The organism is Streptomyces sp. CNT372 (genome assembly GCF_000377145.1).
Genome location: NZ_KB897780.1, coordinates 504,558 through 530,998 on the forward strand (window position 1 = coordinate 504,558; position 26,441 = coordinate 530,998).

The following is a 26,441-nucleotide window of genomic DNA, read 5'->3' on the forward strand; positions in this document are numbered from 1 at the left end:
CCGTTCTGAACCCGGACGAGCGCAGGGCGCGACGGGTGAAAGCTGAAGGAAGGAACGTTTCTTCAGCGGTAGAGATGCGACGACGGGGGTCGGAACATGGGCGGCGGGAACCACGATTCCGGGCAGCGGAACTCGGATCTGGTGCGGGAGATCCTGGACGGCGCACGCGCGGCCCAGCGCATGACGGCGAAGGATCTCGCCGAGGCCGTGGGCATCACCCCCCGCACACTCCGCAACTGGCTCCGGAACCCGTCGAAACTCACCGGCAGCCAGGTCGAACGGCTCTCCGACGCCCTGCGGATCAGCGCGGAGAACCGGGCGAACCTCTATCACCTGACGTCGCCCCGGCCCGAGACCGCCGCCCCGCCGCGCGAGGCGCCGTCGCTGGCCGCGTACCAGCGGCTGATCGACGGAATCATCCACCCCTCCATCGTGACCGACCACGCCAACGACAACCTCTGCGTCAACCGCCCGTTTCGCGAGCTGTTCGGGGGCGTCGCCCCGCACACCTTCGCCTCTCCGATGCGGAACGGGATGGCCTACATCCTGTTCCACCCCCACGCCTCGGACGTCCTCGGCGACGGAAGCCCGGAGTCGTTCCGCGAGCACTGGCTCCTGCAGGCCCTCACGTCACTCTTCATCGGGCTCCAGCAGCATCCGGGCGACCCCCGGCTGCTGGAGATCGAACGGGAGGTCCGGCGCCGGCCGAAACTGCTCCGCGCCTACGAGGGCCTGCCCGACTGGATCGTCCGCAAAGGCGACCTCCACGTGAGCAGCGTCCCCCGGCCGCTGCGCGACCCGCGGACCGGGCGCCTGCGGACGGTCCGAATCTTCACCGAGGAACACCTGGGCTACCAGCCCATGACGGTGACCCACACGACCTTCGTGCTGGACGAGGAGCCCGCCTCCGCCGTTGCCGAATAGCGCTTCGGGATAGCTATGCTGACGCCCGATCAGGATCTTGCCCGTAGCGGCCTCCGAGGTCGTCGCCTTCCTCCCCGTCGGCCGCTCACGGCCCCGGACCGGGACGGGCACCCCTTCCTCCGGAGGCCACTGTGACCGCCCACCCCCCGATATCCAGCGTCCCCGGCCCGCCTCCCGGCTGCCCGGCCCACGGCGGGACCTTCCCCCGGCGTATCCACGAGGAGACCGACCCGGCGCGGATGTACGAGGAACTGCGCCGGGAGCACGGTCCGGTGGCACCCGTGCTGCTGCACGGAGACATCCCGGTCTGGCTGGTGCTCGGCTACCGGGAGAACCTGGAGGTCATGCGAACCCCGAGCAAGTACAGCCGGGACTCGCGCCTGTGGTCCGCGTTCCAGCAGAACCTGATCCCGCCGGACTCCCCGCTGATGCCCGCGGTGGGCTGGCAGCCTCTCTGCGTCTTCACCGACGGCGAGCCCCACGCGCGCCTGCGCGGCGCGATCCTCGACGGGCTGGGTCAGTTCAACCGTCGGGGTATGCGACGGTACGTCACCCATTACACCCGCGAACTCGTCAGCTCCTTCGGCCCGGGCACGGCGGACCTCGTGCGCGACTACGCGGAGCCGCTGCCCATGCTCGTCGTCAGCCGGCTGCTGGGAATCGCGCCGTCCGACAGCCCCTCCCTCGTCGAACCCACCCTCGACCTCATGCGGGGCGGACCCACCGCGGCGGAGAGCAACGACCAGGTGACACGGGTACTGCGGAACCTCGTCGCGGAGAAACGTGAGCACCCCGGGTCCGACCTGGCCTCACGTCTCATCGCCCACGAGGCCGAGCTGACCGAGACGGAGATCGTCGAACACCTGCGGCTGACCCTGGTGGCGGCCCACCAGAACACGAGCAACCTCCTCATCCACACCCTGCACCTGGTCCTCACCGACAACCGGTTCCGCGGCGGACTCTCCGGCGGCCGGATGACCATGCCCGACGCGCTCGAACAGGTTCTGTGGGACAAGCCCAGCATGAGTGTGGTGCCGGGGCGGTGGGCGACGGGTGACACGACTCTCGGCGGCAAGCACATCAAGGCCGGCGACATGCTCCTGCTGGGCATCGCGGCGGCCAACCGCGACCCCGACCAGCGCCCGGACCTCAGCACGCCCATGCACGGCAACCGGTCCCACCTGTCATTCGGCGCCGGTCCGCACGAGTGCCCGGGCGGGGACATCGGGCGGGCCATCGCCGACACCGGTATCGAGGAGCTCCTGACCCTTCTCCCGGACCTCTCGCTGTCCGTTCCGGAGAGTGAACTCGGCATCAACGCGAGCTGGGTGAGCACCCGGACGGCGACGCTGCCCGTCGAGTTCACTCCTCCGTCCGCGCGGCGGTCGGATTCCGCCGCACCGTCGGCCCACGGAGCGCCGCTCCCTCCCGCGGCGGTGCCCCCGGCTCCCGTCCCGGCCTCGGCGTCCGCCTCGGCGTCGGCGACCCGGTCACGGCGCTCGTGGTGGTCCTCGGTCCTGCGCTGACCGGACCGCTCAGGAGGGGCGGCCTCCGGTCTGCCCGCCCCTCCGAACGGTGCGTCCGCGCGCCGCGCGAGCGTCAACTCCCGTAATGCCTAAGCAGATCCGGGACCGGAGGCGCATACCGACACCTCGAGTTCCCTGCGCTGGGCGGGTGTCAGCCGGGACAGCAGTTCGTCGAAGCAGCCCTCACCGCCGAGTCGCAGCCCGTGCAGCGCGATGTCGGCCCCGTACTCGGCGCGGCTGAGCAGCGCGTAGTAACGGAAGGCGCGGCCGTCGGGGACCGAGGCGACGAACTCCTTGCGGCTGAGCTTGTCCAGGACGGTGGAGACGGTGGTGTAGGCGAGCTCCCGGCCACGGGCCCGTAGCAGCTCCCGCATCTCGCGCGTGGTCACGGCCGCGTCGGCTCTCCAGATCAGGTCCATCACAGCAGCTTCGAGCTCCCCCAGGCCACGCTTCATGCGGCCACCCTACGAGGAACCCGGGTGCTCTCCAGCGAGGGGAAATTCCTTTTCCTGCCGGGCTGGCACGAGGCCCACTTCTGGGCGCACCACAACATCACTACTATGCGCGCTAGTTGACCCTTCGGGGGCGTGGGACCCCTCTCGCAGGCGCCCCTTCAGGCACCGGACGGCGGCACCGCCGCCTCGTGAAAGGAACACCCGCGTGACTCTCGCATCCGTCCCCCTGGCCAAGGGTGGCGTCCCCGGGCTCGGCCATGTTCCACGACTCCTGCGCAATCCGCTCGCCGTTCTCAGGTCCCTGCACACCGAGGGGCCGGTCGTCCTGCTGAAGCTGGGCACGATGCCGATGCTCTTCGTCTCAAGCCCCGAGATCGTCAACGAGGTCATGGTCCGCAAGGCCCGGTCGTTCCGGAAGGGCCGCCTGTACGACCGGGTGAGCGGGCTCGTCGGCAACGGGCTGGCGAACAGCGACGGACCCGTGCACCTGCGCAACCGGCGCCTCATACAGCCGATGTTCTACAAGGAGCGTCTGGCCGGGTACGCCGAGGTCATGAGCGGGCGGGCGGACGCGCTCAGCGCGTCGCTGCGGCACGGCCAGCAGCTCGAACTCAACCAGGTGATGGGCACGTACGCGATCGAGACCCTCGCCGCGACCCTGTTCGCCGCCGACATCGGCCGTCCAGCGGTCCAGGCCGTCCGCGAGGACCTGCCGGTCATCCTGAAGTACATGCTGCGCCGGACCCTGGCGCCGACGTGGATGGACTCCTGGCCGGTGTGGAGCGAGTTCAACCGCTCGGTCACCCGGATGCGGTCCGTCATCGACGAGGTCGTCGTCCGCACGCGCGCCGCCGGGCCCGACACCCGTCCCGACCTCCTCTCGCTCCTGCTGACCGCACGCGACGAGGACGGCGTGGGCTTCAGCGACGAGGAGATTCGCGACGAGCTGACCACCATGCTCTTCGCCGGCACCGAGACCACGGCATCCACCCTCGCCTGGGCCCTGTACCACCTCGCGCAGAATCCGGACGTCGAGCAGGCCGTCCTCGACGAGATCGAGGCAGTGGTCGGCGACCGGCCGGTGGCCTTCTCCGATGTCATGCGGCTGCCCGCGATCACGCGGGTTCTGGACGAGACGCTGCGTCTGCACGGCGTCGTGACACTCACCCGGCGCTCGACCGAGCCGGTGACGGTCGGGGGCCACGAGATCCCCGAGGGCACCGAGATCCTCATCAGCCTCTACGGCCTGCACCGCCACCCCGGCCTCTACCCCGACCCCGACCGCTTCGACCCCGACCGCTGGCTGCCCGAGCGGACCAAGGAACGCCCGCGAGAGCACGCCGTACCCTTCGGGGCCGGCAACCGGCGCTGCATCGGCGACAAGTTCTCGTGGATGGAGGCCACCATCACGCTGGCGACCCTCCTCCCGCGCTGGAAGCTCACCCCCCGCCCGGGCGCCCGGCCGCCGGCCGAAGCGGCGTCGTCCATGGCGCACCCCGACCGGGTCGAGATGGTCGTCCACCGGCGCGACGCGCCCTGAGGCCAGCGGCCCGCCTGCCGCGGCGACGACCGGGGGCCGGGGACGTCGGCTTCCCGGGTCGCAGCGACTCGCCTCGGCATCCTTGGCTCGCGGCGGCGCAGCGGCGCGGCCAGGGTGTGGCGTGCACGGCAGTTCTCACCGATGGCCGGATCTGCCCGGCGGGGCGACGGTGAACGACGGTTCAGGCAGCGGGAACCGGAGCGAGGCGTCGGCCGGCGCCACGCCCGGCGCCGGGGGAAAGTCGGCATCGAGGACGCGCGGCAGCCCCGCCGGAGTCCGCTCGATCGACGCCACCGGCAGCCGGAGCCGCAAGCCCGGCAAGCGCTCCAGCAGCCGGTCGACCACCGCGTCCGCGATGAGCAGGGCGAGCGCCGCCTCGCTCCCCGGCGGTCCGTCTGACGGGTTCCCGCCTCCCGGCGCCCTCTCCGAACCCGCCCGGCCGGGCCCGGGCAGCTCCAGCGCCAGGCGGCCGGTGATGAGGGCCGTCGCCGTGTCCGCCGTGACCACCACCAGGTCGTAGACCTCGTGCGCCACTGCCTCGGGGCGGGCGTCCGGACTGTGGTGCAGCATCCAGGACACAAGGTCGGGCCCGGGCGACGCCGCCTTCTCCGCGACCAGTTCCTCCATCAGCCCGTGCAGGTCCCGAGCGGCCTGCTCGGGGCGCGGCGACTGCCCGGAGGTCAGGCTCGTCACCGCCCGTCGCAGCCGGTCGGCGTACCACTCGTCCGCCCCGAGGAACCCCTGCATGCTCAGGGCCGGCAGCGGCAGTGCTATCCGGGTCATCAGATCCGCCCGTCCGTCGGGCGCGAAGGCGTCGATGGCCTGATCGGTGATCTCCTGGACGAAAAGCGGAGTGCAGACCCCCAGTTCGCCGAGTGCGCGACGGGTGGCGGATGAAGGAGACACGGGTCCTCCACGAACAGGAAGCGGGACAGAAGGATCGTGACGGCCCCCGGGCCGGCCGCGCGGCAAAGGGAAAGACCGTTTCCCCTCGGTGGCGGCCGCGGGGGAAAACACGATGATGAGGTTTCGCCGCACGGGCCGGTTCCGCGCCGTTTCCCACGGGGGGTACGGAACCGGCCAGGCTTGCGTAGCCGACGGCGTGCGTCCGCCATTGCGTGCGGGCGGCGAGGGGGCCCGTGCCGGCCGTGTCCGGTGGCCGGCCGGCGCTGCGGCATCGTCGCGTCCACGCCACCCCGCCTGCCCGGCGCCGTGCAGCGACCCCGCAGTGCACCCGGAGAGGAGCAGCACATGAGACGCACCGTGCCCAGCGCGGAGAGCACCCTGGCCACCGACCGCGCCCTCGCCGCGTTCCTCCGGGCCCGGGTCGCCGAGGCGTCCACCAGCGGCTGCTCCGCCGAGCGCAAGGCCCTCGCCGGGGTCCGGGCCGTGCTCGACGAGTTCGAGGACAAGCACCCGAGCGCGCACGAGTCGCCGATCGACGACTACGTCGTCGGGCAGATCGACGCGCTCCGCTGGGCGCTCCAGTGCGTCGCCGCGGCGGCGTTCTCCCACCACCCGGCGCTGCCGGCGGTGCTGCGCCCGCAGCCGGCCGCCGCCGCGTAGCCCGTGCCCACGGGGCACCAGGCCCGGGGGCCGTCAGCCCACCGGGACCAGCTCCGTGTCCCTGACCTGGAAGACCTGCCGCGCCTCGCCCACACTCACCCGGTCCACCGCGGCCTCGAACCGCAACTCCAGGAAGGGGCCCAGCCCTTCCAAGCCGGATGGCGTGAAATCGACGGTCAGCAGATTCCCCGCGTCCGTCTGCCCGATCGTCTCCAGCCGCACGCCCGACCAGCCGAGTTCCCCCTGGTCCCAGGTGCGCAGCCGGTGGTCCGCCTTCGGGGGCCGCACCTGGCTGATCTGCAGCCCGGACCGCCTCCCGTCCATCCGCAGCCGGGTGCACCGGCAGTACAGGCTCCGCAGCGGATGCAGTTGCACATGCCGGTGCGCCCGCAGCACGAGGGACATGGGCGGCGTGAATCGCCTGCGGAGCGCGGGGGCTATTCGCACCCTCACCCGGGCCGCGTAGGAGTCCGCCTCCGCGACCTCCATCTCGAACCGGTCGCCCTCCGCGCTGGACAGGCCAAACACAGCCACGACTCCTTCGCTTGTGATGTCTGCGGCGGGGCCGTCGATCACCCCTATACCAGGAAACATCACGCCCGGCACCAACTCGACCACGGAAAGATGGTGTTGGCCGAAAACCGTTGGGCCGAGGTTTCCCCCGCCCCCGAAGAGGCCCGCCGCGGCCCCCTCAGTGCACCCCGCCCAGCCGCCGGGCCGCCTCCGTCGCCCAGTACGTGAGGATCATGTCGGCGCCCGCGCGCTTGATGCCCAGGAGGGATTCGGCGATGGCCGCCTCACGGTCGATCCAGCCCTTCTCGGCAGCCGCCTCGACCATCGCGTACTCGCCGCTGATCTGGTACGCGGCGACCGGGACGTGGACCGAGTCGGCGACGCGGGCGAGGACGTCCAGGTAGGGGCCGGCCGGCTTGACCATGACCATGTCGGCGCCCTCCTCCAGGTCGAGGGCCAGTTCCCGCAGGGACTCGCGCACGTTGGCCGGGTCCTGCTGGTAGGTCTTGCGGTCGCCGGTGAGGGAGGAACCGACCGCCTCGCGGAAGGGGCCGTAGAACGCGGAGGAGTACTTCACGGCGTACGCGAGGATCGACACGTCCTCCTTGCCGATGGTGTCGAGCGCGTCGCGGACCACGCCGATCTGGCCGTCCATCATGCCGCTCGGGCCGACGACGTGGACGCCCGCGTCCGCCTGGGCCTGGGCCATCTCGGCGTAACGTTCCAGCGTGGCGTCGTTGTCCACCCGGCCGTCCGCCGTGAGGACCCCGCAGTGGCCGTGGTCGGTGTACTCGTCCAGGCACAGGTCCGACATGATCACGAGCTCGTCGCCGACCTCCGCCCGCACGTCCCGGATCGCGACCTGGAGGATGCCCTCCGGGTCCGTGCCCGCCGTGCCGAGGGCGTCCTTCTTCGCGTCCTCCGGCACGCCGAACAGCATGATCCCCGCGACGCCCGCCTCACGCGCCTCGACGGCCGCCTTCCGCAGGGTGTCCCGGGTGTGCTGGACGACCCCGGGCATCGCCCGGATCGGGACCGGCTCGCCGATGCCCTCGCGGACGAACGCGGGAAGGATCAGGTCGGCCGGGTGCAGCCGGTTCTCGGCGACCATGCGCCGCATGGCGGGGGTGGTCCGGAGCCGCCGGGGGCGGGCACCGGGGAAGGATCCGTACGCAGTCATACGGGCCACGCTACGCCCGTCACACGGCCGCGATTACCGACAGCCCGTCGGAGGGCGGGGGCGCCACCGCCCGGGCGGGCCCCGTCACCGCTCCGCCCGCTCCTCCCGCTCCTCCCGCTCCGCCCGCTCCTCCCGCCCCGCCCGCACCAGCCACGCCGACGCCGCGTACCGCACGCCCTCCGGTGTCAGATGCGCCTCGATGTCGGCCCGCAGCGCGGCCAGGCAGCGCGCCCGGGCGGACGCGTCCAGGTCCTCGACCATCCACGCCATCCGCCCCGCCATGAACGCGTACGCCCGCTCCACCTCCCGCCCGAAGCACAGCGGCGCGTCGACCCCCTCCACCTCGGGCGCGGCGAACCCGGCGGCGGTGAGGACGTCCCGCACCCGGCCGGGGTCGGCCAGCGAGAAGGGGCCGGGCTCGCCCGGGCCGGGCACCGGGAACTCGCGGCCCTCCGCGGCGAGCACCTGCCGCACCCGCACGAACCACTCGTTGCGCGCCGCCTCCTGCCACACCAGCAGCACCAGCCGCCCGCCCGGACGCAGCGCCCGGCGGATGTTGCCGAAGGCGGCGACCGGATCGGCGAAGAACATCGCCCCGGCCCGGCTGATCGCCACGTCGAAGGCGCCCTCGGGGAACGGGTGGACCTGCGCGTCGGCCTGCTCGAAGCGGACGGTGTCCAGCCCCTCGCGCGCCGCCTGCCGCCGGGCGACCGCGAGCATCGGCCCGGACAGGTCGACGCCGAGCACCGTCCCGCCCGCGGTCAGCCGCCCCGCCGCGCGCGAGGTGAGCCCGGCGCCGCAGCCGACGTCGAGGACGGCCTCCCCGCGCTGGAGCGCGGCGGCGTCCAGGAAGGGGCCCTGGAAGGCGTGCAGGCTGCGGTCGAAGTCCTCGGCGTGCGCGGCCCAGAACCCGCCCTCGTCACCGTCCCAGGCCCGGGCCTGCTCCGCGTTCCCCGGGTGGACCACGCCCACCCCGGGCCCCGCACCCGCACCCGCACCCGCACCCGCACCCGCACCCGCCGGATCGTCAGCCCCCGCCGTGCCCTCGCCCATGACCGCCACCGTCCGCTCCTCGCCGACCGCCGACCGCCGGGCACCCGCCGCCCGGCGCGCTTCTGCCTCCGGTGTACGCCCCCGGGGCCGCCCGTGTCGACCACCGCCCCGCCCGGGAGGCACCGGAGGCGTCGAGGGGCGGGCCGGAAACACCGTGGGCGGGCCGGGACGATCCCGGCCCGCCCACGGCAAGCCACCTCACACGACCCCCACGGGGACCGCGGTCACGTCGTCGTACGCCGTCTCCGGCCGCCCGGACGCCGCTCCGACGGACGCGTCACATGCTCGCCCGCCTCGACCGCCGCCGCCCGGCGCGCCGCGCCGAACTCCGCCAGCGCCTCGGCCAGCCGGGTCACCGACGGCTCCGGCGACAGGACGTCCACCCGCAGCCCGTGCTCCTCCGCGGTCTTCGCCGTCGCCGGGCCGATACAGGCGATCACCGTCACGTTGTGCGGCTTGCCCGCGATCCCGACCAGGTTCCGCACGGTCGACGAGGAGGTGAAGAGCACCGCGTCGAAGCCGCCGCCCTTGATCGCCTCCCGGGTGTCGGCCGGCGGCGGCGAGGCGCGCACGGTCCGGTACGCGGTGACGTCGTCGACCTCCCAGCCCAGCTCGATCAGGCCCGCGACCAGGGTCTCGGTCGCGATGTCGGCGCGCGGCAGGAAGACGCGGTCGATCGGGTCGAAGACCGGGTCGTACGGCGGCCAGTCCTCCAGCAGACCGGCGGCCGACTGCTCGCCGCTCGGCACCAGGTCCGGCTTCACGCCGAAGTCCACCAGGGCCTTGGCGGTCTGCTCGCCCACCGCGGCGACCTTGATGCCCGCGAAGGCGCGGGCGTCCAGCCCGTACTCCTCGAACTTCTCGCGCACCGCCTTGACCGCGTTCACCGAGGTGAAGGCGATCCACTCGTAGCGGCCGGTGACCAGGCCCTTGACCGCGCGCTCCATCTGCTGCGGGGTACGCGGCGGTTCGACGGCGATCGTCGGGACCTCGTGCGGCACCGCGCCGTACGAGCGCAACTGGTCGGAGAGCGAGGCGGCCTGCTCCTTGGTGCGCGGCACGAGGACCTTCCAGCCGAACAGCGGTTTGGACTCGAACCACGCGAGCCGGTCGCGTTGCGCCGTCGCGCTGCGCTCGCCGACCACGGCTATGACCGGCTGGTGCCCCTCGGGCGAGGGGAGGACCTTCGCCTGCTTGAGGGTCCCGGCGATCGTGCCGAGGGTGGCGGTCCAGGTGCGCTGGCGGGTGGTGGTGCCGGCGACGGTCACGGTGAGCGGGGTGTCGGGCTTGCGCCCGGCGGAGACCAGCTCGCCCGCCGCCGCGGCCACCGTCTCCAGGGTGGTGGAGACGACGACGGTGCCGTCGCTCGCGCCGACCTCGGTCCAGCAGCGCTCACTCGCGGTGCGCGCGTCGACGAAGCGGACGTCCGCCCCCTCGGCGTCGCGCAGCGGGACACCGGCGTACGCGGGCACGCCGACGGCGTTGGCGACGCCCGGCACGACCTCGAAGGGGATGCCCTCCGACGCGCAGGCGAGCATCTCCCGGCCGGTGTCGGTGTCCAGGCCCGGATCGCCCGTCACCGCACGGACGACCCGCTTGCCGCCCCTCGCGGCCTCCATGACAAGATTGGCCGCATCCCGCAGTACGGGGATTGAGGCGGTCGCTGACGCATCGTCAACAACCGTCAGCTCAGGCGTGCTTACGCCCGCCCGGGCATGTCCGCGTACGACGTCGAGCACCGCGGGCTCGGCGATCAGCACATCGGCGTCGGCCAGGGCTTCGACGGCACGCAGGGTCAGCAGACCCGGGTCGCCGGGACCCGCCCCCAGGAAGGTGACGTGCCCGTGCGCCGCGAGGGCCGGATGGTTCGAGGTGGTGGGGCTCAAAGTGCTCGCTCCCCCATAAGACCGGCCGCACCCTTGGCGAGCATCTCGGACGCGAGTTCGCGACCGAGCGCGATGGCGTCGCCGTGCGACACGGGTACGGGACCGGTGGTGGACAGCTGCACCAGCGCGGAGCCGTCGGTCGTGCCGACGACGCCCCGCAGGCGCATTTCGGTGGCTTCCCGGCCGTCGGCCTGGATGTCGGCGAGCGCACCCACGGGTGCGGAACAGCCGGCCTCCAGGGCGGCGAGCAGGGCACGCTCGGCCGTCACGGCGACCCGCGTGAGCGGGTCGTCGAGCGCGGCGAGCGCGGCGACCAGCCCGGCGTCGGCCGCCGGGCACTCGATCGCCAGGGCCCCCTGGCCGGGGGCGGGCAGGACGAAGTCGACGGACAGCAAGTCGGTCGCCTCCTCGGCCCTGCCGATGCGGTTCAGTCCGGCAGCGGCGAGCACGACGGCGTCGAGCTCCCCGTTCCGCACGTATCCGATCCGGGTGTCGACGTTGCCGCGGATCGGCACGGTCTCGACGTGCAGCCCGTGGGAGCGGGCGTACGCGTTGAGCTGGGCCATGCGGCGCGGCGAACCGGTGCCGATCCGGGCGGGCCGGCCGGCGGTGGACGCGGCCAGCTCGTCGAGGGTGAGTCCGTCGCGGGCGACGAGCGCGTCGCGCGGGTCCTCGCGGGGCGGGACCGCGGCGAGGGCGAGGGCCTCGTGCTGCGCGGTCGGCAGGTCCTTGAGGGAGTGGACGGCGAAGTCCACCTCGCCGCGCAGCAGCGCGTCGCGCAGCGCGGCGACGAACACGCCCGTGCCGCCGATCTGCGTCAGGTGCTCGCGGGAGGTGTCCCCGTAGGTCGTGATCTCGACGAGCTCGACGTCCCGGCCGGTGGCACGGCGCACCACCTCCGCCACCTGTCCGGACTGGGCCATGGCGAGTTTGCTGCGCCTGGTCCCGAGCCTCAGTGCCCTCTCGGTCATACCCGCCCTCGGTTCTTGACGTCTGCGTCGTTCAGGTCGGCCCGGCTGACGGACGCGACCGTCTCCGGGTCGAGGTCGAAGAGGGTCCGCAGCGCGTCGGCGTACCCGGCGCCGCCGGGCTCGCTGGCGAGTTGCTTGACCCGCACGGTGGGCGCGTGCAGGAGCTTGTCCACCACGCGCCGCACGGTCTGGGTGATCTCGGCGCGCTGCTTCTCGTCGAGGCCGGTGAGACGGCCGTCGAGGCGGGCCATCTCGCCGGCGACCACGTCGGCGGCCATGGTGCGCAGGGCGACCACGGTCGGCGTGATGTGCGCGGCGCGCTGGGCGGCGCCGAAGGCGGCGACCTCGTCCGAGACGATGGTGCGCACGGCGTCGACGTCGGCGGCCATGGGGGCGTCGGCGGACGCCTCGGCGAGCGACTCGATGTCGACGAGCCGGACACCGCCGAGGCGGTGGACGGCCGCGTCGACGTCACGCGGCATCGCGAGGTCGAGCAGCGCGAGCCGCACGGGCCCGCCGTCCGCCGCCGCGCCGGTGCGCGCGGCTCCGGCGGAGTGCGCCGCGGCGCGCGCGGCGTTGTCCACCCACGCACCGTGCTGCGCGAGCGCGTCCACGGGCAGCTCCTCCAGCCCGAGCGGACACTCGCCGACGCCCTCCTCGACCGAGCCGAGGGGCCCGGCGCCGGGGGTCACGGGGGCGCCTGGGGTCACGGGGGCGGTTGCGCCGGGGGCCGCGCCGGCACCGGTGTACGTCCCGTCGCCGGACGGACCCGGGGCGCGCTCCGGGTCGGCGGCACCGCTCACGCGGCCCGCGTCCGAACCGGCTCCCGCCGTCCCCGGTGAGGCCGTCTCCGGTGGGGCCGGTTCCGGTACGCGGCCGTCGCGGGCCGCCAGGGCCGCGAGGCGGGCGACGACGCTGCCCTCGGGGGCGCGCAGGTCGGCGGCGGGCAGCGCGGCGACGTCCGGGTCGACGTGCTGCGCGAGCGCCGACGCCACCGCGTCCGCCGTGAGGACGAGACCCGTCGCGCCGGTGCACGAGACGACCACGTCGGCTCGTGTCAGTTCGCCGGGGACCGCCGACATCCGGACCGCGTGTGCCCGCGGACCGCCCGCCGCGGCGAGGACCGCCGCGAGACGTTCCGCGCGCTCCGGCGTCCGGTTGGCGATCACCAGCTCGCGCACGCCGAGCCGCGCCAGCGTCGTCGCGGCGAGGGAGGACATCGAGCCGGCGCCGATGACCAGCGCCCGCTTGCCCCCGGCCCACCGCTCGACCGGCTCGCCGGCCGCGAGCTGCTCCAGCCCGAAGGTGACGAGCGACTGGCCCGCGCGGTCGATGCCGGTCTCGCTGTGGGCGCGCTTGCCGACCCGCAGGGCCTGCTGGAACAGGTCGTTGATCAGCCGCCCGGCGGTGTGCAGTTCCTGCCCGCGCGCCAGCGCGTCCTTGATCTGGCCGAGGATCTGGCCCTCGCCCACGACCATCGAGTCCAGCCCGCACGCCACCGAGAACAGGTGGTGGACGGCGCGGTCCTCGTAGTGCACGTACAGATAGGGGGTCAGCTCCTCCAGCCCCACCCCGCTGTGCTGCGCGAGAAGCGTGGACAGCTCGGCGACACCCGCGTGGAACTTGTCCACGTCCGCGTACAGCTCGATGCGGTTGCAGGTGGCGAGGACCGCCGCCTCCGTCGCGGGCTCCGCGGCGAGGGTGTCCTGCAACAGCTTGACCTGCGCGTCGGCGGGCAGCGCGGCCCGCTCCAGCACGCTCACGGGAGCGCTGCGGTGACTGAGTCCGACGACCAGGAGACTCATGCCGGCATCACGGCGGGCATGTCCCCGTCAGGTCCCTTGCGGGTCGCCGCCGCCTCGGTCTCCTCGCCCGCCTTGCGCTGCTCGTGGAAGGCGAGGATCTGGAGCTCGATGGAGAGGTCGACCTTGCGCACGTCCACCCCGTCCGGCACGGACAGCACGGTGGGCGCGAAGTTGAGGATGGAGGTGACACCGGCGGCGATCAGGCGCTCGCAGACCTGCTGCGCGGCCCCGGCGGGCGTCGAGATCACGCCGATCGAGACGCCGTTCTCACTGATGATCTTCTCCAGCTCGTCCGTGTGCTGGACGGGGATGCCCGCCACGGGCTTTCCGGCCATCGCCGGATCGGCGTCGATGAGCGCGGCGACCCGGAAACCACGGGAGGCGAAGCCGCCGTAGTTGGCCAGCGCGGCGCCGAGGTTACCGATACCGACGATCACAACCGGCCAGTCCTGGGTGAGCCCCAGTTCACGCGAGATCTGGTACACGAGATACTCGACGTCGTAGCCCACACCACGCGTCCCGTAGGAGCCCAGGTACGAGAAGTCCTTGCGCAGCTTCGCGGAGTTGACGCCCGCGGCGGCGGCCAGCTCCTCGGACGACACCGTGGGCACGGACCGCTCCGACAGCGCCGTCAGGGCGCGGAGGTACAGCGGAAGCCGGGCGACGGTGGCCTCGGGGATTCCTCGGCTACGGGTCGCCGGTCGGTGATTTCGGCCAGTTGCCACGGTGCTCCTGCGGGATGAGCGAGGCTGCAGGCGGCCGTGAGTCCCATGACCGCCCCGTCGAATGCAGGCTATGTCTTTGTGAACGCGTGCACAAAGATTGTGTCCAGTTTGTCCGTGCAAAGTGACCGGGCTCACGCGTTCCGGGGCGCCTATCCCGGAACCGCGGACCCACCTCGCCCGTACCGCTCCTCAAGGGCGCAAAACCGTCCACACTCCCCACGACGACGCCCCCGAGGCCACCGGACCCATGTCACTGTGCCCTGTCCGCGCCTGCGCCGACAGCCCCCGGACGGACCCCGTCGCCGGACTCCATCGAGCCTCCAGGACGCGTGGCGTCAGCCTTCCGGGACGCCGCCTTCCGGTGACGCCCCCGCGCACCGCCGGGAGCCCGGTTCATTCCTCCAGGGCCCGCCGCAGGCGCTCCGCGTCCACCCGCCAGAAGGTGTGCTGCTCGCCGTCGACGAGCACCACCGGGATCTGCTCCCAGTAGGCGCGGTGCAGTTCCTCGTCCCGGGTGATGTCCTTCTCCTCCCAGGACGCCCCCGTCCGCTCGCAGACCGACGCGACCACCTCCCGGGCGTCGTCGCACAGATGGCAGCCGGGCTTGCCGATCAGCGTCACGACACGCTCACCGGCCTTCTTCTTCGTACGCCGCAGCAGAGGGCTCATGCCCCCCATTCTCCCCGCCCCGGCGGGGCGCCCCGCCGGGGGCCGTGTCCGGACCGTCCCGCCCGGTCCAGGACACCCGGCAACCCGCGCTCCGGGCGAACGGCGCGGCCTTCCGGACACTCCCAGGCCCGCCACGGGCCCGGGCGGTGGCGGACGCCGCACGGCCCGGCCGCGTAACGGCGCCGACGCGGACTGTTCACGCCTCCGCATCCCGGCGGGTCCGGAGGCAGCCGGCGGACTGGCTATGCTCACGCCATGGCCGCTCTGGGATGGCTCACCCCCCGCAGGCGCTCCGCCACCGCGCGCAGCGTCCTGGCGGGCGAGGCCGCAGCCGAGGCAGCACGCAAGTCCTCACAGACGATCGAGGCCCTCCAGGAACTGGAGGGCGCACCGGCCGAGGGAACGGGAGAACCGGCGTTCCCCGTCGCCGGCGACGAGCGCGCCGCCGCCTTCTTCGACCTCGACAACACCGTGATGCAGGGCGCCGCGATCTTCCACTTCGGCCGGGGCCTGTACAAGCGGCAGTTCTTCCAGCGCCGCGAACTCGCCCGCTTCGCCTGGCAGCAGGCGTGGTTCCGGCTCGCCGGCGTCGAGGACCCCGAGCACATGCAGGACGCCCGCGACAGCGCCCTGTCCATCGTCAAGGGCCACCGCGTCTCCGAACTGATGAGCATCGGCGAGGAGATCTACGACGAGTACATGGCCGACCGGATCTGGCCCGGCACCCGGGCCCTCGCCCAGGCGCACCTGGACGCCGGGCAGAAGGTGTGGCTGGTCACCGCCGCGCCCGTGGAGACCGCCACGATCATCGCGGGCCGCCTCGGGCTGACCGGCGCCCTCGGCACCGTCGCCGAGTCCGTCGGGGGCGTCTACACCGGCAAGCTCGTCGGCGAACCGCTGCACGGCCCCGCCAAGGCGGAGGCGGTGCGCGCCCTGGCGGCCGCCGAGGGCCTGGACCTGTCCCGCTGCGCCGCGTACAGCGACAGCCACAACGACATCCCGATGCTCTCCCTGGTCGGCCATCCGTACGCGATCAACCCGGACACCAAGCTGCGCAAGCACGCCCGGGAACGGGACTGGCGGCTGCGGGACTACCGGACGGGCCGCAAGGCGGCGAAGGTCGGCATCCCGGCCGCGGCGGGCGTGGGCGCGCTCGCCGGAGGGACGGCGGCGGCCGTCGCCCTGCACCGCCGGCGCCGCTGACCCGCCGCGCCGGGGAACCGTCGCGGCCGAAGATCCGCCGCTGACCCGCCGCATCGGTCCCGGCCGTACGACCGGGCGGGGACCCCTCCGTCAATCGTGAGCGGCCCCCCTCAGCCCCGGGGTCACGACCCGCGCGTGTCGCCGGGCAATCCGGTCATCCTTCCCCGGTAAGGCCACGGCCAGTCCCGTTGCCTCCCCGTGAGCACAAGCAGCCCCCCGACGGGACAGATTCCGAAGCGATCCGATCAACAATCGGTCACCGACTCTTCCTTGATCCGTCACCAAGACACAACAGAAGCGTCGGAAACGGCGATTTTGACAACTGGGTGTAGTACGCCCTGTACGAAGCGTTATTCTCCTCAGACGCATGACGGACCCCACCGGTCATCACGACGGGTGAAAGGTCCAGCACAGCTCGTGATGGAAGCTCTGCCTCTGGGAGTCCCGTGTACCCACACGTCGGGGTTGACGCCTCGGGCCTGGCTACGCTGCGCGCAGCGGTCCTCGACCACCTGCGCGGCCTCGTCCCCACCGCGTACGCCGTCCCCGCCTTCGCCACGCCCGTTCCCGCCGCCGGCGGCCCGGTCGGTCCCTGCTACGCCCTGGCCGACCGTGTCGGGACCGGCCCCGCGCGCACCGCCGTCACCGACTCGCGCGCCGCCGGCGAGGGGCGCGCCGTCGCCCGCAGAGGCCGCCAGGGCGCCGGGGGCCCCACCACCGCCCGCCGCCCCTCGGCGGACAGCGACAGCGCCCGGATGATGGAGCTGGTCGAACGCGCCCAGGCCGGCGAGGCCGAGGCCTTCGGCAAGCTGTACGACCAGTACAGCGACACCGTCTACCGGTACATCTACTACCGCGTCGGCGGGAAGGCGACCGCCGAGGACCTCACCAGCGAGACCTTCCTGCGCGCCCTGCGCCGGATCTCCACCTTCACCTGGCAGGGCCGGGACTTCGGCGCCTGGCTGGTCACCATCGCGCGCAACCTCGTCGCCGACCACTTCAAGTCCTCCCGGTTCCGGCTGGAGGTCACCACGGGCGAGATGCTCGACGCCAACGAGGTCGAGCGCAGCCCGGAGGACTCCGTCCTGGAGTCCCTCTCCAACGCCGCCCTCCTCGAAGCCGTCCGCAAGCTCAACCCCCAGCAGCAGGAATGCGTCACGCTCCGCTTCCTCCAGGGCCTGTCCGTCGCCGAGACGGCCCGCGCCATGGGCAAGAACGAGGGTGCGATCAAGACCCTCCAGTACCGCGCCGTACGCACTCTCGCCCGGCTGCTGCCCGAGGACGCCCGCTGAGCCACCGCCCCTCCCCGCCTCCCCCCACCGACCCCGTCCCCAACTCACCTTCGGTGACGCCCCGATGACGCACTGGTCCGATCATCTTTCGCGCGTAACCCAACTGCCGCGCCGCTCGTTGTGCGGATTGCAGGCTCCCTGTGGACACGCCATGCCCGCAGCCACTCACTCGTTCGTGTGGTTGCGCTCAAGGCGTGCAACCCTCCAGACCCTCAGGGGAGTCGACCGTCATGACGAGAGGAGGTGCCGCCAGTGATCGCGAACGTTTCGGCACACCGGCGGGCGAGCGCCTTCGCCCAGGCCCTGGAAGACCGGGCGGCCGAACAGCCCCGCGCATCGGTCGAGGAGACCGAGCAGGACCGGCTGTTGAGCCTGGCGAACGGTCTCGGCGAGCTGCCGAGACCAGAACTGGACCCCGAGGTCAAGGTGGTCCACAGAGCCAAGCTCGTGGCCGCCATGGAGGCGATGCTCAAGGACGGCCCGGTCGCCGAGGGAGGTGCGCCCGCGGGCCCTACGGTGCCCGAACAGCGGACCCACGGCCGCGGCGCCCACCGGGCCTCCCCGCTCCGGAAGTTGCGACCGAGGTCCCGCTGGTCCAAGGGCCTCGCGGCCGGCGGGCTCACCGTGGGGGTGGCCGCGGGGGCGTTCAGCGGCGTGGCCGCTGCCAGTTCCGACGCCCTCCCGGGTGACTCCCTGTACGGGCTCAAGCGCGGCATGGAGGACTTCAAGCGCCAGCTCGCGGACGGCGACGCGGACCGGGGAGAGCTCTACCTCAACCAGGCCTCCACCCGGCTCGGCGAGGCCCGTCGCCTGATGGAGCGGGACCGGGCGGGCAGCCTCGACCACGAGTCGCTCGGCGAGGTCCGCCGCACCCTCACCGGTATGCGGCACGACGTCACCGAGGGCCACCGCCTGCTCAGCGCCGCGTACGAACGCGACGGCTCCCTGGGCCCGATGGCCACCCTCGACTCGTTCTCCCGTGCCCACCGCGACACCTGGGACGGGCTGCGCGACCGGCTCCCCGTGCAGCTGAACGACGTCGGCGAAGAGGTCAGCTCGGCCTTCGACGCCATAGAGGAAGAGGTCGGCCCGCTCGAATCCCTGCTCCCCCGCCCACCGGTGAAGGAGCACCGGGGTCCGCAGAGCCCGGGCACCGCCCCCGAGGACTCCGACCGGTCCACCGGTCCCGGCCGCACGTCGCCGTCCACCCCCGAGCAGGACGGCGACCGCACCGGCCAGGACAGCAAGCCCCGCCCCTCCGGCTCCAGCTCCGCGCCGCAGGACGAGGGCCTCCTCGGTGGAAACACGGGCGGCCTGCTCGACCCGCCGTCCCAGGGCACCACGCCGGCCCCGTCCGGCAAGCAGTCGGAGCCCCCGGTCCCGGACGTCACCATCCCGCCGCTGCTGCCGGGCATCCTCCCGGGCCTCGGCCTGGAGGCGGACGACCAGTAGCCGGCGGCGGCCGGATACGACGAAGAGGGGCGCTCCCGGCCGGGAGCGCCCCTCTTCGCTGCTCTGTGCGCTGCCACCCACGCCCCGCAACCCGCCCCGCAACCCGCGCCGCGGCCTGCGCCCCTGCGCAGCGTCCTAGAAGAACACCGACCGGCGCTGCACCAGCAGCTTGTACAGGGTGTGCTGGATCTGCTCCCGCACCTGGTCGGTCAGATTGAACATCAGCATCGGATCCTCCGCCGCCTCCGGCGGGTACCCGTCCGTCGGGATCGGCTCCCCGAACTGGATCGTCCACTTCGTCGGCAGCGGCACCGCACCGAGCGGCCCGAGCCACGGGAAGGTCGGCGTGATCGGGAAGTACGGGAAGCCCAGCAGCCGCGCCAGGGTCTTCGCGTTGCCGATCATCGGGTAGATCTCCTCCGCACCGACGATCGAGCACGGCACGATCGGCACCCCGGCACCGAGCGCCGTCGACACGAACCCGCCCCGGCCGAACCGCTGGAGCTTGTAGCGGTCGGAGAACGGCTTGCCGATGCCCTTGAAGCCCTCCGGCATCACCCCGACGACCTCGCCGCGCCGCAGCAGCCGCTCCGCGTCCTCCGCGCACGCCAGCGTGTGCCCGGCCTTCCGCGCCAGCTCGTTCACCACCGGCAGCATGAACACCAGATCGGCGGCGAGCAGCCGCAGATGCCGCCCGGCCGGATGGTTGTCGTGGACGGCGACCTGCATCATCAGCCCGTCCAGCGGCAGCGTCCCCGAGTGGTTGGCCACCACCAGCGCCCCGCCCTCGGACGGGATGTTCTCGATCCCCTTCACCTCGACCCGGAAGTACTTGTCGTACATCGGGCGCAGCAGGGACATCAGCACCTGGTCGGTCAGCTCTGCGTCGAAGCCGAACTCGTCCACCTCGTAGTCGCCCGTCAGCCGGCGGCGCAGGAACGCGAGCCCGCCCGCGACCCGCCGGTCCCAGGTCCCGGCCGCGCCATGCTCCGGGGCCGGGTCCACGTGCACGGGACCGTCACCGGAAGCCGCCCCGGCCGCCTGCTCGGGCAGCGGACTCACCACCGCCTCACCGGACCGCTCCCGGCCCGTCCGCCGCTTCTCCCCCCGGGACCGCCGCCCGGCGCGGCCCGCGGCCGCCTCCTGGCCCGGCTCGCCCGACGCCTCGCCGGACGCGGCCCGCTCGGCCACGCGGCGCCCGGAGCCGGGCCGCCGCCTCGCCGGGCGCACCGCGCCACCGCGCGAACGGTCGTCGTCGAAGGGAATGACCTTGGCGTCCGCCATGGTTGGCTGTGCTCCTTGTCCGGGCCTGTCGGGCTTCGCGCCGCCGTTCACCGGCCGCTCGTCATCGGGCGCTGCGCATCGGGGGGCTGCTCATCGGGCTCCGTGCCGGGCCGCGCCCGAGGTGGCGGCCGCCCCGCCCTCGGGCGCCAGGGCGGCCGCCACCTCGTCCACGGCTCTCGCCACGGCCTCCGGAGGCAGCAGCCCCGGCCCCTTGCCGCGCGCGAAGTCCGCGAAGGTCTCCGCCGTGCTGTACCGGGGATCGAAGCCCAGGGTCTCGCGCATCTGCACGGTGCTCACCACCCGGCCGTGGGTCAGCAGCCGGATCTGCTCGGGCGAGAAGTCGGTGACGCCGACGGTCCGCAGCGCGGACCCGACCCAGGTGACCGCGGGCAGCAGCACGGGCAGCGTCGGCCGCCCCAGCCGCCGCGCGCACTGCGCCAGGCTCAGCACACCGTCACCGGCGATGTTGAAGGTGCCGCTGTTCAGGGTCCCGCGCCGTGGCTCGTGCAGGGCGATGCGCAGCACGTCGATCACGTCGTCCTCGTGGACGAACTGGAGCCGGGGGTCGTAGCCGAACACGGTCGGCAGCACCGGGAGCGAGAAGTACTCGGCCAGCGGCGAATCGGCGCACGGGCCCAGGATGTTGGCGAACCGCAGCACGCACACCGCGACGTCCGGGCGCCGGCGGGCGAACCCCCGGACGTACCCCTCGACCTCCACCGCGTCCTTGGCGAAGCCGCCGCTCGGCAGGGACTTGGGCGGGGTGGTCTCGGTGAAGACGGCCGGGTCGCGGGGCGCGGAGCCGTAGACGCTGGTGCTGGACTTCACCACCAGCCGCTCGACCGTGGGCGACTTCTGGCAGGCGCCCAGCAGCTGCATGGTGCCGATGACGTTGGTCTCCTTGACCGACGCCCGGCCCCCGGTGCCCAGCGGTGTGCCCGTGACGTCCAGGTGCACCACGGTGTCCACGGCGTGCTCCGCGAGGACCCGTGCGATCGCGGGCATCCGGATGTCGGCACGGACGAACTCGGCCCCGCCGAGCGGCCGGCCGGGCGCCACGACGTCCACACCGATCACCCGGTCCACCTCGGGGTCGCGCTGGATGCGGCGCACAAGACGGCCCCCGAGCGGCCGGGCGACACCGGTGACGAGCACGACCTTGCCCAAGATCAGCGCCTTCCCCTAGGTGGTCTCGTCACCGTAGCGCTTCGTTGTTGCGCTGTGACGACCGCGCGGCGCACTTTTGCCAGGACCTTTCTTTTCACGCCCCCTGCGCCTCGCGCCGCCGGCCCCGGTCGGTCCGGAACCGGCCTCCGGGGCGTACGCGACGGGCCCCGGACGCACCTCGGCCCTCCCACCGGCGACCGGTGGGAGGGCCGAGCAGCGCACCTGGCGCCGCTTACTTCTTGTTGCGACGCTGAACGCGCGTGCGCTTGAGCAGCTTGCGGTGCTTCTTCTTCGCCATCCGCTTGCGCCGCTTCTTGATAACAGAGCCCACGACTACCCTCGCTCACTTCTCGGAACATCTCCGCGCCAGCGGAGATCGGTGCGGGGCGTCTGGGCCCACACGACCTACGTCGGCCTAGCCTACCCGCCGCCGGGTGAGGGACGTAATCCGAGGGCGATCCGAGTGCGGAGTCCGGCCTCCGTCAGGCCGATTCCACCCCCACGAAGGACTCGCGGAGATACTCGTGCACCGCTTGCTCCGGTACCCGGAAGGACCTCCCCACCCGAATCGCCGGCAGATGACCGCTGTGCACCAGCCGGTACACCGTCATCTTCGACACCCGCATCACCGCGGCGACCTCCGCCACGGTAAGGAACTTGACCTCGTTGAGAGGCATCTCGCTGCCAGCTGCCATGACCCACCTGTACCTTCCGCACCCGACGCGCACCGGCTTCCCCTCCGGTGACTCTTCGTCGCTGTGCGCTCACTGCCCAGATTAGGGGCGGGTGATGCGAGTGGGGAAGAGGAGCTGCATTCCTCCTCTACGGTGACAGACGCGTTCTACGGTGACAGACAGGCGCGTTTGAGCACATAGCGCGTCACCGGCGCGTAGTGGTCCGAGGGCACACCGTCGTCCAGCGGGACCGCGACCGACACCTGCCCCTCGGCCGCGCCGACGAAGAGAGCCGGATCGTCCGTGTCCGCCAGCCCGATCGCCTCCACACCGAGCTGACCTGCCCCGCAGACCCAGCCGTGATCGCCCACCACCAGCTCCGGGAGCGGCCCGCCCCCCTCCGCCGCGACCTGGAGGGCCACCCTGACCGGCAGCGGCGAATGACTGTGCGCCCCCTCCCCCGCCGCCTCCTGCTCACGGACCAGACCGACCCCCCGTACGTAGGCGAGAGTGAGGGGACGTACGCCGAACCGGGTCGTTATGTCGACACATCGCCCCTGCGCGGGGGTGAGAACAGGACATCCAGCCGCCGACACCGCGTCCGCCAGATCGGCGTAGAAGCCGAGCAGCCGGTGCGGATGCCCGGTCCCGAAGAGCACCGGCGCCCGCCGCCGCACCGCCTCGGCCAGCCGCTCCGCGAAGACGTCCAGCGCCCGCACGGTCAGCTCCGGGTCGATGACGTCCCCGCCCCGCACCCGGCCCGGGTCGCCGGACACCCCGCAACGGTCCGCCATCAGCGCCAGCAGGGCCCGCTCGTCCCAATGCCCGAGCGGATCGAGCCCGATCGTCACCCGGGGGTCGCGGGCCGCGAACGCCCGGTAGCTGCGCAGGCTCGCCTCCCGCGAGGTCGCCACGGGACCGGCGAGCCCCGAGTCCAGCAGATGCGTCAGCAACTGCGCACGCAGTCCTCCGGTGCTCCACACCCTCCGCATGCTGGCGCACGGGCGGGCCACCGAGACCAAAACCCGGAAAACCCCGCACCGTTGGCCTAATACCGCTCCGAGTCCGCCACCTGTGCCCGCCCCCGCGGGCCCCGCCGGCCCCGCTACGGCAGCAGACCCCGCAGCGGGAACGCGGCCCGCCGCGTCGCCAGGATCGCCTGGTCCAGCCGGTCCGCGGGGTCGTAGCCGTCCTCCCAGGCCCGCCGGCGCACCGGCCACCGCCCGTCCGTCATCCGCCCCGGCCCCAACTGCCGGGTGCGCGCGTACACCTCGTCCCGCCAGGCCGACGGGATCACCGACTCCGGGTCCACCGGCCGGTGCGCGGCGATACCCACCAGATGGGTCCAGGAGCGCGGGACGACGTCCACCACCTCGTAGCCCCCGCCACCGAGCGCCAGCCAGCGGCCGTCGGCGGTGCTGTGCGCCAGCTCGTGGCAGGTCTCCTGGACCGCGCGCTGCGCGTCCAGGGACACCGCGAGGTGCGCCAGCGGGTCCTCGAAGTGGGTGTCCGCGCCGTGCTGTGTCACCAGGACCTGCGGCCGGAAAGCGGCCAGCAGCTCGGGTACGACCGCGTCGAAGGCACGCAGCCATCCCTCGTCGCCCGTCCCCGCCGGCAGGGCCACGTTCACCGCCGAGCCCTCGGCGGCGCCGTCCCCGCCGGTCTCCTCCGGCCAGCCGGTCTGCGGGAACAGGGTGCTGGGGTGCTCGTGCAGGGAGATCGTCAGCACCCGGGGGTCGTCCCAGAAGGCCGCCTGCACCCCGTCCCCGTGGTGCACGTCCACGTCGACGTACGCGACCCGCTCCGCGCCCAGCTCCAGCAGCCGGGCGATGGCGAGGGAGGCGTCGTTGTAGACGCAGAAACCGGAGGCGCAGCCCGGCATCGCGTGGTGCAGCCCGCCCGCGAAGTTCACCGCGTGCTCGGCCTGCCCGCGCCACAGGGCCTCGGCCGCGCCCACGGACTGCCCGGCGATCAGCGCCGACGCCTCGTGCATGCCCGCGAAGGCCGGGTCGTCGACGGTGCCGAGTCCGTACTTCTGGTCTGCCGCGCGCGGATCGCGGGAGGCGGCGCGCACGGCGGCGATGTAGTCCTCCCGGTGCACCAGCCGAAGCGTGGAGTCGCCGGCGGGCTTCGCCGCGACCACGTCCATCGCCCCGTCGAGCCCGTAGGCACGCACCAGTCCCATGGTCAGGGCGAGACGCACCGGGTCCATCGGATGGCTGTCCCCGAAGTCATACGCCGTGACCGCCTCGTCCCACATCAACAACCCGCGGCCGCTCATGCCCGCCACCGTATCGGTCGCCCCCGGAACCGAACGCGCGGGCATACCCCAGGGTCGCGAGCACCAGCACCAGGGGCACCAGCATCGCCCCGCGGTAGCTCCACGCGTCGCCGATCACCCCCACCAGAGGGGAGCCGACGAGGAAGCCGGCGTAGTTGAACACGTTGAGCCGGGCCACGGCCGCGTCGCTCCGCCCCGCCGGCAGCCGGCCGGCCGCGGCGAAGGTCTGGGGCACGATCACGCACAGTCCGAGACCCAGCAGGGTGAAGCCCGCGATCCCGGCCCAGGGCCCGGGCGCCGCCGCGACCACGCCGAACCCGGCGGCCGCCAGCAGCGCCCCGCACCGCACGACCGCCACCGCCCCGAACCGCCGTACGCCCAGGTCCCCGACGGCCCGCCCGAGGAGCGTGGTCACCATGTACGCGTTGTAGGGCAGGGTCGCCAGCTCCTGAGACCCGCCCAGCACGTCCTGGAGGTACTTGGCACTCCAGTTGGCGATGGTGGAGTCCCCGATGTACGCGAAGGTCATCACCAGGCACAGGGGCGTCAGCACCCCCAGCGGCACCGCGCCACCGGGGCCGCCGTTCCCCGCCGGGTCCGCCGGGTCCGCCGGGTCCGGCCGCTTCCGGCGGGGCGCGTCCACGTACCGGCGACTGGCGGCGAGCGCGGCGGGCACCAGCACCACGACGACGGGGAGATACGCGGTGAACAGCGCCAGATCCGCGCGCGCACCGGCCCAGGCCAGAGAAGCGCCCGCGATGCCGCCGAGGCTGTAGGCCGCGTGGAAGCCGAGCATGATGCTCCGCCCGTAGGCCCGTTGGAGGCTGACGCCGAGCATGTTCATGGACGCGTCGAGCGCGCCGACCGCGAGGCCGAAGACACCCAGGGCGACCGCCAGATGCCACAGTTCGCGGCCGCCGCCGACTCCGAGGAGGGAGAGCAGTACGAGCGGCTGGGACCAGCGCAGCACGGCGCTGGGCGGGGTCCGGCGTACGAGGCGTCCGGTGAGGACGCTGCCGGCGCCGGCGAGTACGGGCACGGCGGCGAGGAACAGCGGCAGCAGCGCGTCGGAGACCCCGTAGCGGTCCTGCACGGCCGGGATGCGGGTGACGAGCAGAGCGAAGGCGACGCCCTGCGCGAGGAAGGCGAACGCCAGGGATCCGCGTCCGTGGCGCAATCGCGCGTCGGTCATGGCCGGACAGCGTAGGCCCGTTGCCTACCGCGCGGTAGGGAGCGGGGAGGGGGAGTTCTGACAGGCCCCTCAGGCGGCGGCCGACGGCTGGGCGAGGAGGTCGGGCAGCTGCCCCATCGTGTCGAAGTGCGCGCTCACGCCGACGAGTTCGGCGGGCGGGGTCATCGCGGTGAAGCCGTACACGTCCATCCCGGCCGCGACCGCGGCCCGCACCCCGAGAGGGCTGTCCTCGATCACGACACAGCGTTCCGGGGCGACGCCCATGGTCCGGGCGGCGTGCAGGAAGAGGTCCGGCGCCGGCTTGCCCCGGCCGACGTCCTGGGCGCTGAACACGATCCCGTCCCCGAACCAGCGGTCCAGCCCGGTGGTCCGGTGCCCGACCCGGATGCGCTCATGGCTCCCGGATGAGGCGACGCAGTAGGGGACACCGTCGGCCCGGAGCTTCCCGAGGACCTCTACGACCCCGTCGACCGCGGTCAGTTCGCGCTCGAAGGCGGCGAACACCCGGGCGTGGAAGGTGTCGTCGAAGCCGGCGGGCAGCGCCTGCCCGGTGCGCTCGCGGACCAGGTCGTGAACGCGGTGCATCGCGGAGCCCATGTAGTCGCGCAGGGAGTCCTCGTACGACGTGGGATGGCCCAGCTCGGTGAGGTAGGCGGCGAGGATCGTGTTGGAGATCGGCTCGCTGTCGACGAGCACGCCGTCGTTGTCGAAGATGACGAGGTCGTAGCGCATGCGACGACAGTAGTTCAGGGTGCCGGAGCAGAGCGTACGAGTCCGGAGAACTGTCCGGGTCCGGAAATGCAGAAGGCCCCGGAACAAAGTTCCGGGGCCTTCTGACAAAAATTGTTCGGCGGTGTCCTACTCTCCCACAGGGTCCCCCCTGCAGTACCATCGGCGCTGAAAGGCTTAGCTTCCGGGTTCGGAATGTAACCGGGCGTTTCCCTAACGCTATGACCACCGAAACACTATGAAACTGTACGAACCAACCACCCGGCCAACAGTATTGGTGGTGTTCGTTGTTTCAGAACTAACACAGTGGACGCGAGCAACTGAGGACAAGCCCTCGGCCTATTAGTACCGGTC

At 72.8% G+C, this 26,441-nt stretch carries 25 protein-coding genes and 1 rRNA gene; 7 read left to right on the plus strand and 19 right to left on the minus strand.

The features are described from left to right. Window positions 1-96 precede the first annotated feature (96 nt). Window positions 97-924: a helix-turn-helix domain-containing protein gene (locus C593_RS29535; RefSeq protein ID WP_018847663.1), complete on the plus strand. Its 828-nt coding sequence runs from the start codon at window positions 97-99 to the stop codon at window positions 922-924. 131 nt (window positions 925-1,055) lie between these two features. Further along, window positions 1,056-2,450, plus strand: a complete 1,395-nt coding sequence (locus tag C593_RS0112695) for a cytochrome P450 (protein WP_018847664.1) — start codon at window positions 1,056-1,058, stop codon at window positions 2,448-2,450. Window positions 2,451-2,539: 89 nt separating this feature from the next. Here C593_RS0112695 and C593_RS30990 read toward each other — a convergent pair whose 3' ends face one another. After that, window positions 2,540-2,905 (minus strand): BlaI/MecI/CopY family transcriptional regulator, encoded by a 366-nt coding sequence (locus C593_RS30990; RefSeq protein ID WP_078521429.1) that lies wholly within the window; start codon window positions 2,903-2,905, stop codon window positions 2,540-2,542. A 205-nt stretch (window positions 2,906-3,110) separates the two neighbouring features. Here C593_RS30990 and C593_RS0112710 point away from each other — a divergent pair, with 205 nt between their 5' ends. Further along, window positions 3,111-4,445, plus strand: a complete 1,335-nt coding sequence (locus C593_RS0112710) for a cytochrome P450 (RefSeq protein ID WP_018847667.1) — start codon at window positions 3,111-3,113, stop codon at window positions 4,443-4,445. A 135-nt stretch (window positions 4,446-4,580) separates the two neighbouring features. Here C593_RS0112710 and C593_RS0112715 read toward each other — a convergent pair whose 3' ends face one another. Beyond that, on the minus strand, window positions 4,581-5,351 hold the full coding sequence (locus tag C593_RS0112715) for a hypothetical protein (protein WP_018847668.1): 771 nt from the start codon (window positions 5,349-5,351) through the stop codon (window positions 4,581-4,583). Window positions 5,352-5,696: 345 nt separating this feature from the next. Here C593_RS0112715 and C593_RS29545 point away from each other — a divergent pair, with 345 nt between their 5' ends. Next, complete coding sequence (locus tag C593_RS29545; RefSeq protein WP_018847669.1) at window positions 5,697-6,011, plus strand: hypothetical protein; 315 nt, start codon at window positions 5,697-5,699, stop codon at window positions 6,009-6,011. Between the two features lie 33 nt (window positions 6,012-6,044). Here C593_RS29545 and C593_RS0112725 read toward each other — a convergent pair whose 3' ends face one another. From C593_RS0112725 to C593_RS0112760, 8 genes are all read right to left on the minus strand, one after another. Continuing rightward, window positions 6,045-6,545, minus strand: a complete 501-nt coding sequence (locus tag C593_RS0112725) for a hypothetical protein (RefSeq protein ID WP_158686838.1) — start codon at window positions 6,543-6,545, stop codon at window positions 6,045-6,047. Between the two features lie 157 nt (window positions 6,546-6,702). Continuing rightward, window positions 6,703-7,704 carry a porphobilinogen synthase gene (gene hemB, locus C593_RS0112730; protein WP_078521433.1) on the minus strand — a complete coding sequence of 334 codons (1,002 nt, stop codon included), beginning with the start codon at window positions 7,702-7,704 and terminating at the stop codon, window positions 6,703-6,705. Between the two features lie 84 nt (window positions 7,705-7,788). After that, the gene (locus C593_RS0112735) at window positions 7,789-8,757 is read right to left on the minus strand and encodes a class I SAM-dependent methyltransferase (protein ID WP_106434639.1); all 969 of its coding nucleotides are present in this window, start codon (window positions 8,755-8,757) and stop codon (window positions 7,789-7,791) included. Between the two features lie 224 nt (window positions 8,758-8,981). Then, window positions 8,982-10,643 (minus strand): bifunctional uroporphyrinogen-III C-methyltransferase/uroporphyrinogen-III synthase, encoded by a 1,662-nt coding sequence (locus C593_RS0112740; RefSeq protein WP_018847673.1) that lies wholly within the window; start codon window positions 10,641-10,643, stop codon window positions 8,982-8,984. After that, on the minus strand, window positions 10,640-11,614 hold the full coding sequence (hemC, locus tag C593_RS0112745; protein WP_026277631.1) for a hydroxymethylbilane synthase: 975 nt from the start codon (window positions 11,612-11,614) through the stop codon (window positions 10,640-10,642). The genes C593_RS0112740 and hemC overlap by 4 nt, the downstream gene beginning before the upstream one ends. Further along, complete coding sequence (locus tag C593_RS0112750; protein ID WP_018847675.1) at window positions 11,611-13,419, minus strand: glutamyl-tRNA reductase; 1,809 nt, start codon at window positions 13,417-13,419, stop codon at window positions 11,611-11,613. The genes hemC and C593_RS0112750 overlap by 4 nt, the downstream gene beginning before the upstream one ends. Further along, a complete protein-coding gene (locus C593_RS0112755; protein ID WP_026277632.1) occupies window positions 13,416-14,144 on the minus strand; it encodes a redox-sensing transcriptional repressor Rex in 729 nt (242 codons plus the stop codon). The genes C593_RS0112750 and C593_RS0112755 overlap by 4 nt, the downstream gene beginning before the upstream one ends. Before the next feature lie 393 nt (window positions 14,145-14,537). Continuing rightward, window positions 14,538-14,813 (minus strand): glutaredoxin family protein, encoded by a 276-nt coding sequence (locus C593_RS0112760; RefSeq protein ID WP_018847677.1) that lies wholly within the window; start codon window positions 14,811-14,813, stop codon window positions 14,538-14,540. Window positions 14,814-15,068: 255 nt separating this feature from the next. Here C593_RS0112760 and C593_RS0112765 point away from each other — a divergent pair, with 255 nt between their 5' ends. The 3 genes from C593_RS0112765 (at window position 15,069) to C593_RS0112775 (ending at window position 18,760) form a co-directional block, all read left to right on the plus strand. Continuing rightward, window positions 15,069-16,016: an HAD-IB family hydrolase gene (locus C593_RS0112765; protein ID WP_018847678.1), complete on the plus strand. Its 948-nt coding sequence runs from the start codon at window positions 15,069-15,071 to the stop codon at window positions 16,014-16,016. A 446-nt stretch (window positions 16,017-16,462) separates the two neighbouring features. Further along, entirely contained in the window at window positions 16,463-17,308 is an 846-nt protein-coding gene (locus C593_RS0112770) for an ECF subfamily RNA polymerase sigma factor, BldN family (protein WP_018847679.1), read from the plus strand. Window positions 17,309-17,560: 252 nt separating this feature from the next. After that, window positions 17,561-18,760 (plus strand): DUF5667 domain-containing protein, encoded by a 1,200-nt coding sequence (locus C593_RS0112775; RefSeq protein WP_018847680.1) that lies wholly within the window; start codon window positions 17,561-17,563, stop codon window positions 18,758-18,760. A gap of 135 nt (window positions 18,761-18,895) precedes the next feature. Here C593_RS0112775 and C593_RS0112780 read toward each other — a convergent pair whose 3' ends face one another. The 9 genes from C593_RS0112780 to rrf all read right to left on the minus strand — a co-directional run bounded on the left by C593_RS0112780 (window position 18,896) and on the right by rrf (window position 26,320). After that, entirely contained in the window at window positions 18,896-20,044 is a 1,149-nt protein-coding gene (locus C593_RS0112780) for a lysophospholipid acyltransferase family protein (RefSeq protein ID WP_018847681.1), read from the minus strand. Between the two features lie 90 nt (window positions 20,045-20,134). Further along, window positions 20,135-21,211, minus strand: a complete 1,077-nt coding sequence (locus tag C593_RS0112785; RefSeq protein ID WP_018847682.1) for an NAD-dependent epimerase/dehydratase family protein — start codon at window positions 21,209-21,211, stop codon at window positions 20,135-20,137. A gap of 232 nt (window positions 21,212-21,443) precedes the next feature. Then, window positions 21,444-21,542, minus strand: a complete 99-nt coding sequence (locus C593_RS31635; RefSeq protein ID WP_003948845.1) for a 30S ribosomal protein bS22 — start codon at window positions 21,540-21,542, stop codon at window positions 21,444-21,446. 151 nt (window positions 21,543-21,693) lie between these two features. After that, window positions 21,694-21,906, minus strand: a complete 213-nt coding sequence (locus C593_RS0112795) for a helix-turn-helix domain-containing protein (protein WP_018847683.1) — start codon at window positions 21,904-21,906, stop codon at window positions 21,694-21,696. Between the two features lie 146 nt (window positions 21,907-22,052). Then, window positions 22,053-22,868: a phosphatase gene (locus tag C593_RS0112800; RefSeq protein ID WP_026277633.1), complete on the minus strand. Its 816-nt coding sequence runs from the start codon at window positions 22,866-22,868 to the stop codon at window positions 22,053-22,055. Between the two features lie 122 nt (window positions 22,869-22,990). Beyond that, window positions 22,991-24,166 carry an acetoin utilization protein AcuC gene (locus C593_RS0112805; RefSeq protein ID WP_486591118.1) on the minus strand — a complete coding sequence of 392 codons (1,176 nt, stop codon included), beginning with the start codon at window positions 24,164-24,166 and terminating at the stop codon, window positions 22,991-22,993. After that, complete coding sequence (locus tag C593_RS0112810) at window positions 24,117-25,358, minus strand: MFS transporter (protein ID WP_026277634.1); 1,242 nt, start codon at window positions 25,356-25,358, stop codon at window positions 24,117-24,119. Before C593_RS0112810 ends, C593_RS0112805 begins: the two co-directional genes overlap by 50 nt. A gap of 69 nt (window positions 25,359-25,427) precedes the next feature. Then, window positions 25,428-26,090: an HAD family hydrolase gene (locus C593_RS0112815; RefSeq protein ID WP_018847687.1), complete on the minus strand. Its 663-nt coding sequence runs from the start codon at window positions 26,088-26,090 to the stop codon at window positions 25,428-25,430. Between the two features lie 113 nt (window positions 26,091-26,203). After that, window positions 26,204-26,320 (minus strand): 5S ribosomal RNA (gene rrf, locus C593_RS0112820). Between the last annotated feature and the right edge of the window lie 121 nt (window positions 26,321-26,441).

What these genes read in the sequence shown, in the direction of transcription:
- C593_RS0112735 (WP_106434639.1), bottom strand. Translation starts at nt 8,757, where the DNA reads ATGGGCGAGGGCACGGCGGGGGCTGACGATCCGGCGGGTGCGGGTGCG.
- C593_RS0112780 (WP_018847681.1), bottom strand. Translation starts at nt 20,044, where the DNA reads ATGGCGGACGCCAAGGTCATTCCCTTCGACGACGACCGTTCGCGCGGT.
- hemB (WP_078521433.1), bottom strand. Translation starts at nt 7,704, where the DNA reads ATGACTGCGTACGGATCCTTCCCCGGTGCCCGCCCCCGGCGGCTCCGG.
- C593_RS0112810 (WP_026277634.1), bottom strand. Translation starts at nt 25,358, where the DNA reads ATGACCGACGCGCGATTGCGCCACGGACGCGGATCCCTGGCGTTCGCC.
- C593_RS29535 (WP_018847663.1), top strand. Translation starts at nt 97, where the DNA reads ATGGGCGGCGGGAACCACGATTCCGGGCAGCGGAACTCGGATCTGGTG.
- C593_RS0112805 (WP_486591118.1), bottom strand. Translation starts at nt 24,166, where the DNA reads ATGAGCGGCCGCGGGTTGTTGATGTGGGACGAGGCGGTCACGGCGTAT.
- C593_RS29545 (WP_018847669.1), top strand. Translation starts at nt 5,697, where the DNA reads ATGAGACGCACCGTGCCCAGCGCGGAGAGCACCCTGGCCACCGACCGC.
- C593_RS0112750 (WP_018847675.1), bottom strand. Translation starts at nt 13,419, where the DNA reads ATGAGTCTCCTGGTCGTCGGACTCAGTCACCGCAGCGCTCCCGTGAGC.
- hemC (WP_026277631.1), bottom strand. Translation starts at nt 11,614, where the DNA reads ATGACCGAGAGGGCACTGAGGCTCGGGACCAGGCGCAGCAAACTCGCC.
- C593_RS0112795 (WP_018847683.1), bottom strand. Translation starts at nt 21,906, where the DNA reads ATGGCAGCTGGCAGCGAGATGCCTCTCAACGAGGTCAAGTTCCTTACC.
- C593_RS0112815 (WP_018847687.1), bottom strand. Translation starts at nt 26,090, where the DNA reads ATGCGCTACGACCTCGTCATCTTCGACAACGACGGCGTGCTCGTCGAC.
- C593_RS30990 (WP_078521429.1), bottom strand. Translation starts at nt 2,905, where the DNA reads ATGAAGCGTGGCCTGGGGGAGCTCGAAGCTGCTGTGATGGACCTGATC.
- C593_RS0112760 (WP_018847677.1), bottom strand. Translation starts at nt 14,813, where the DNA reads ATGAGCCCTCTGCTGCGGCGTACGAAGAAGAAGGCCGGTGAGCGTGTC.
- C593_RS0112765 (WP_018847678.1), top strand. Translation starts at nt 15,069, where the DNA reads ATGGCCGCTCTGGGATGGCTCACCCCCCGCAGGCGCTCCGCCACCGCG.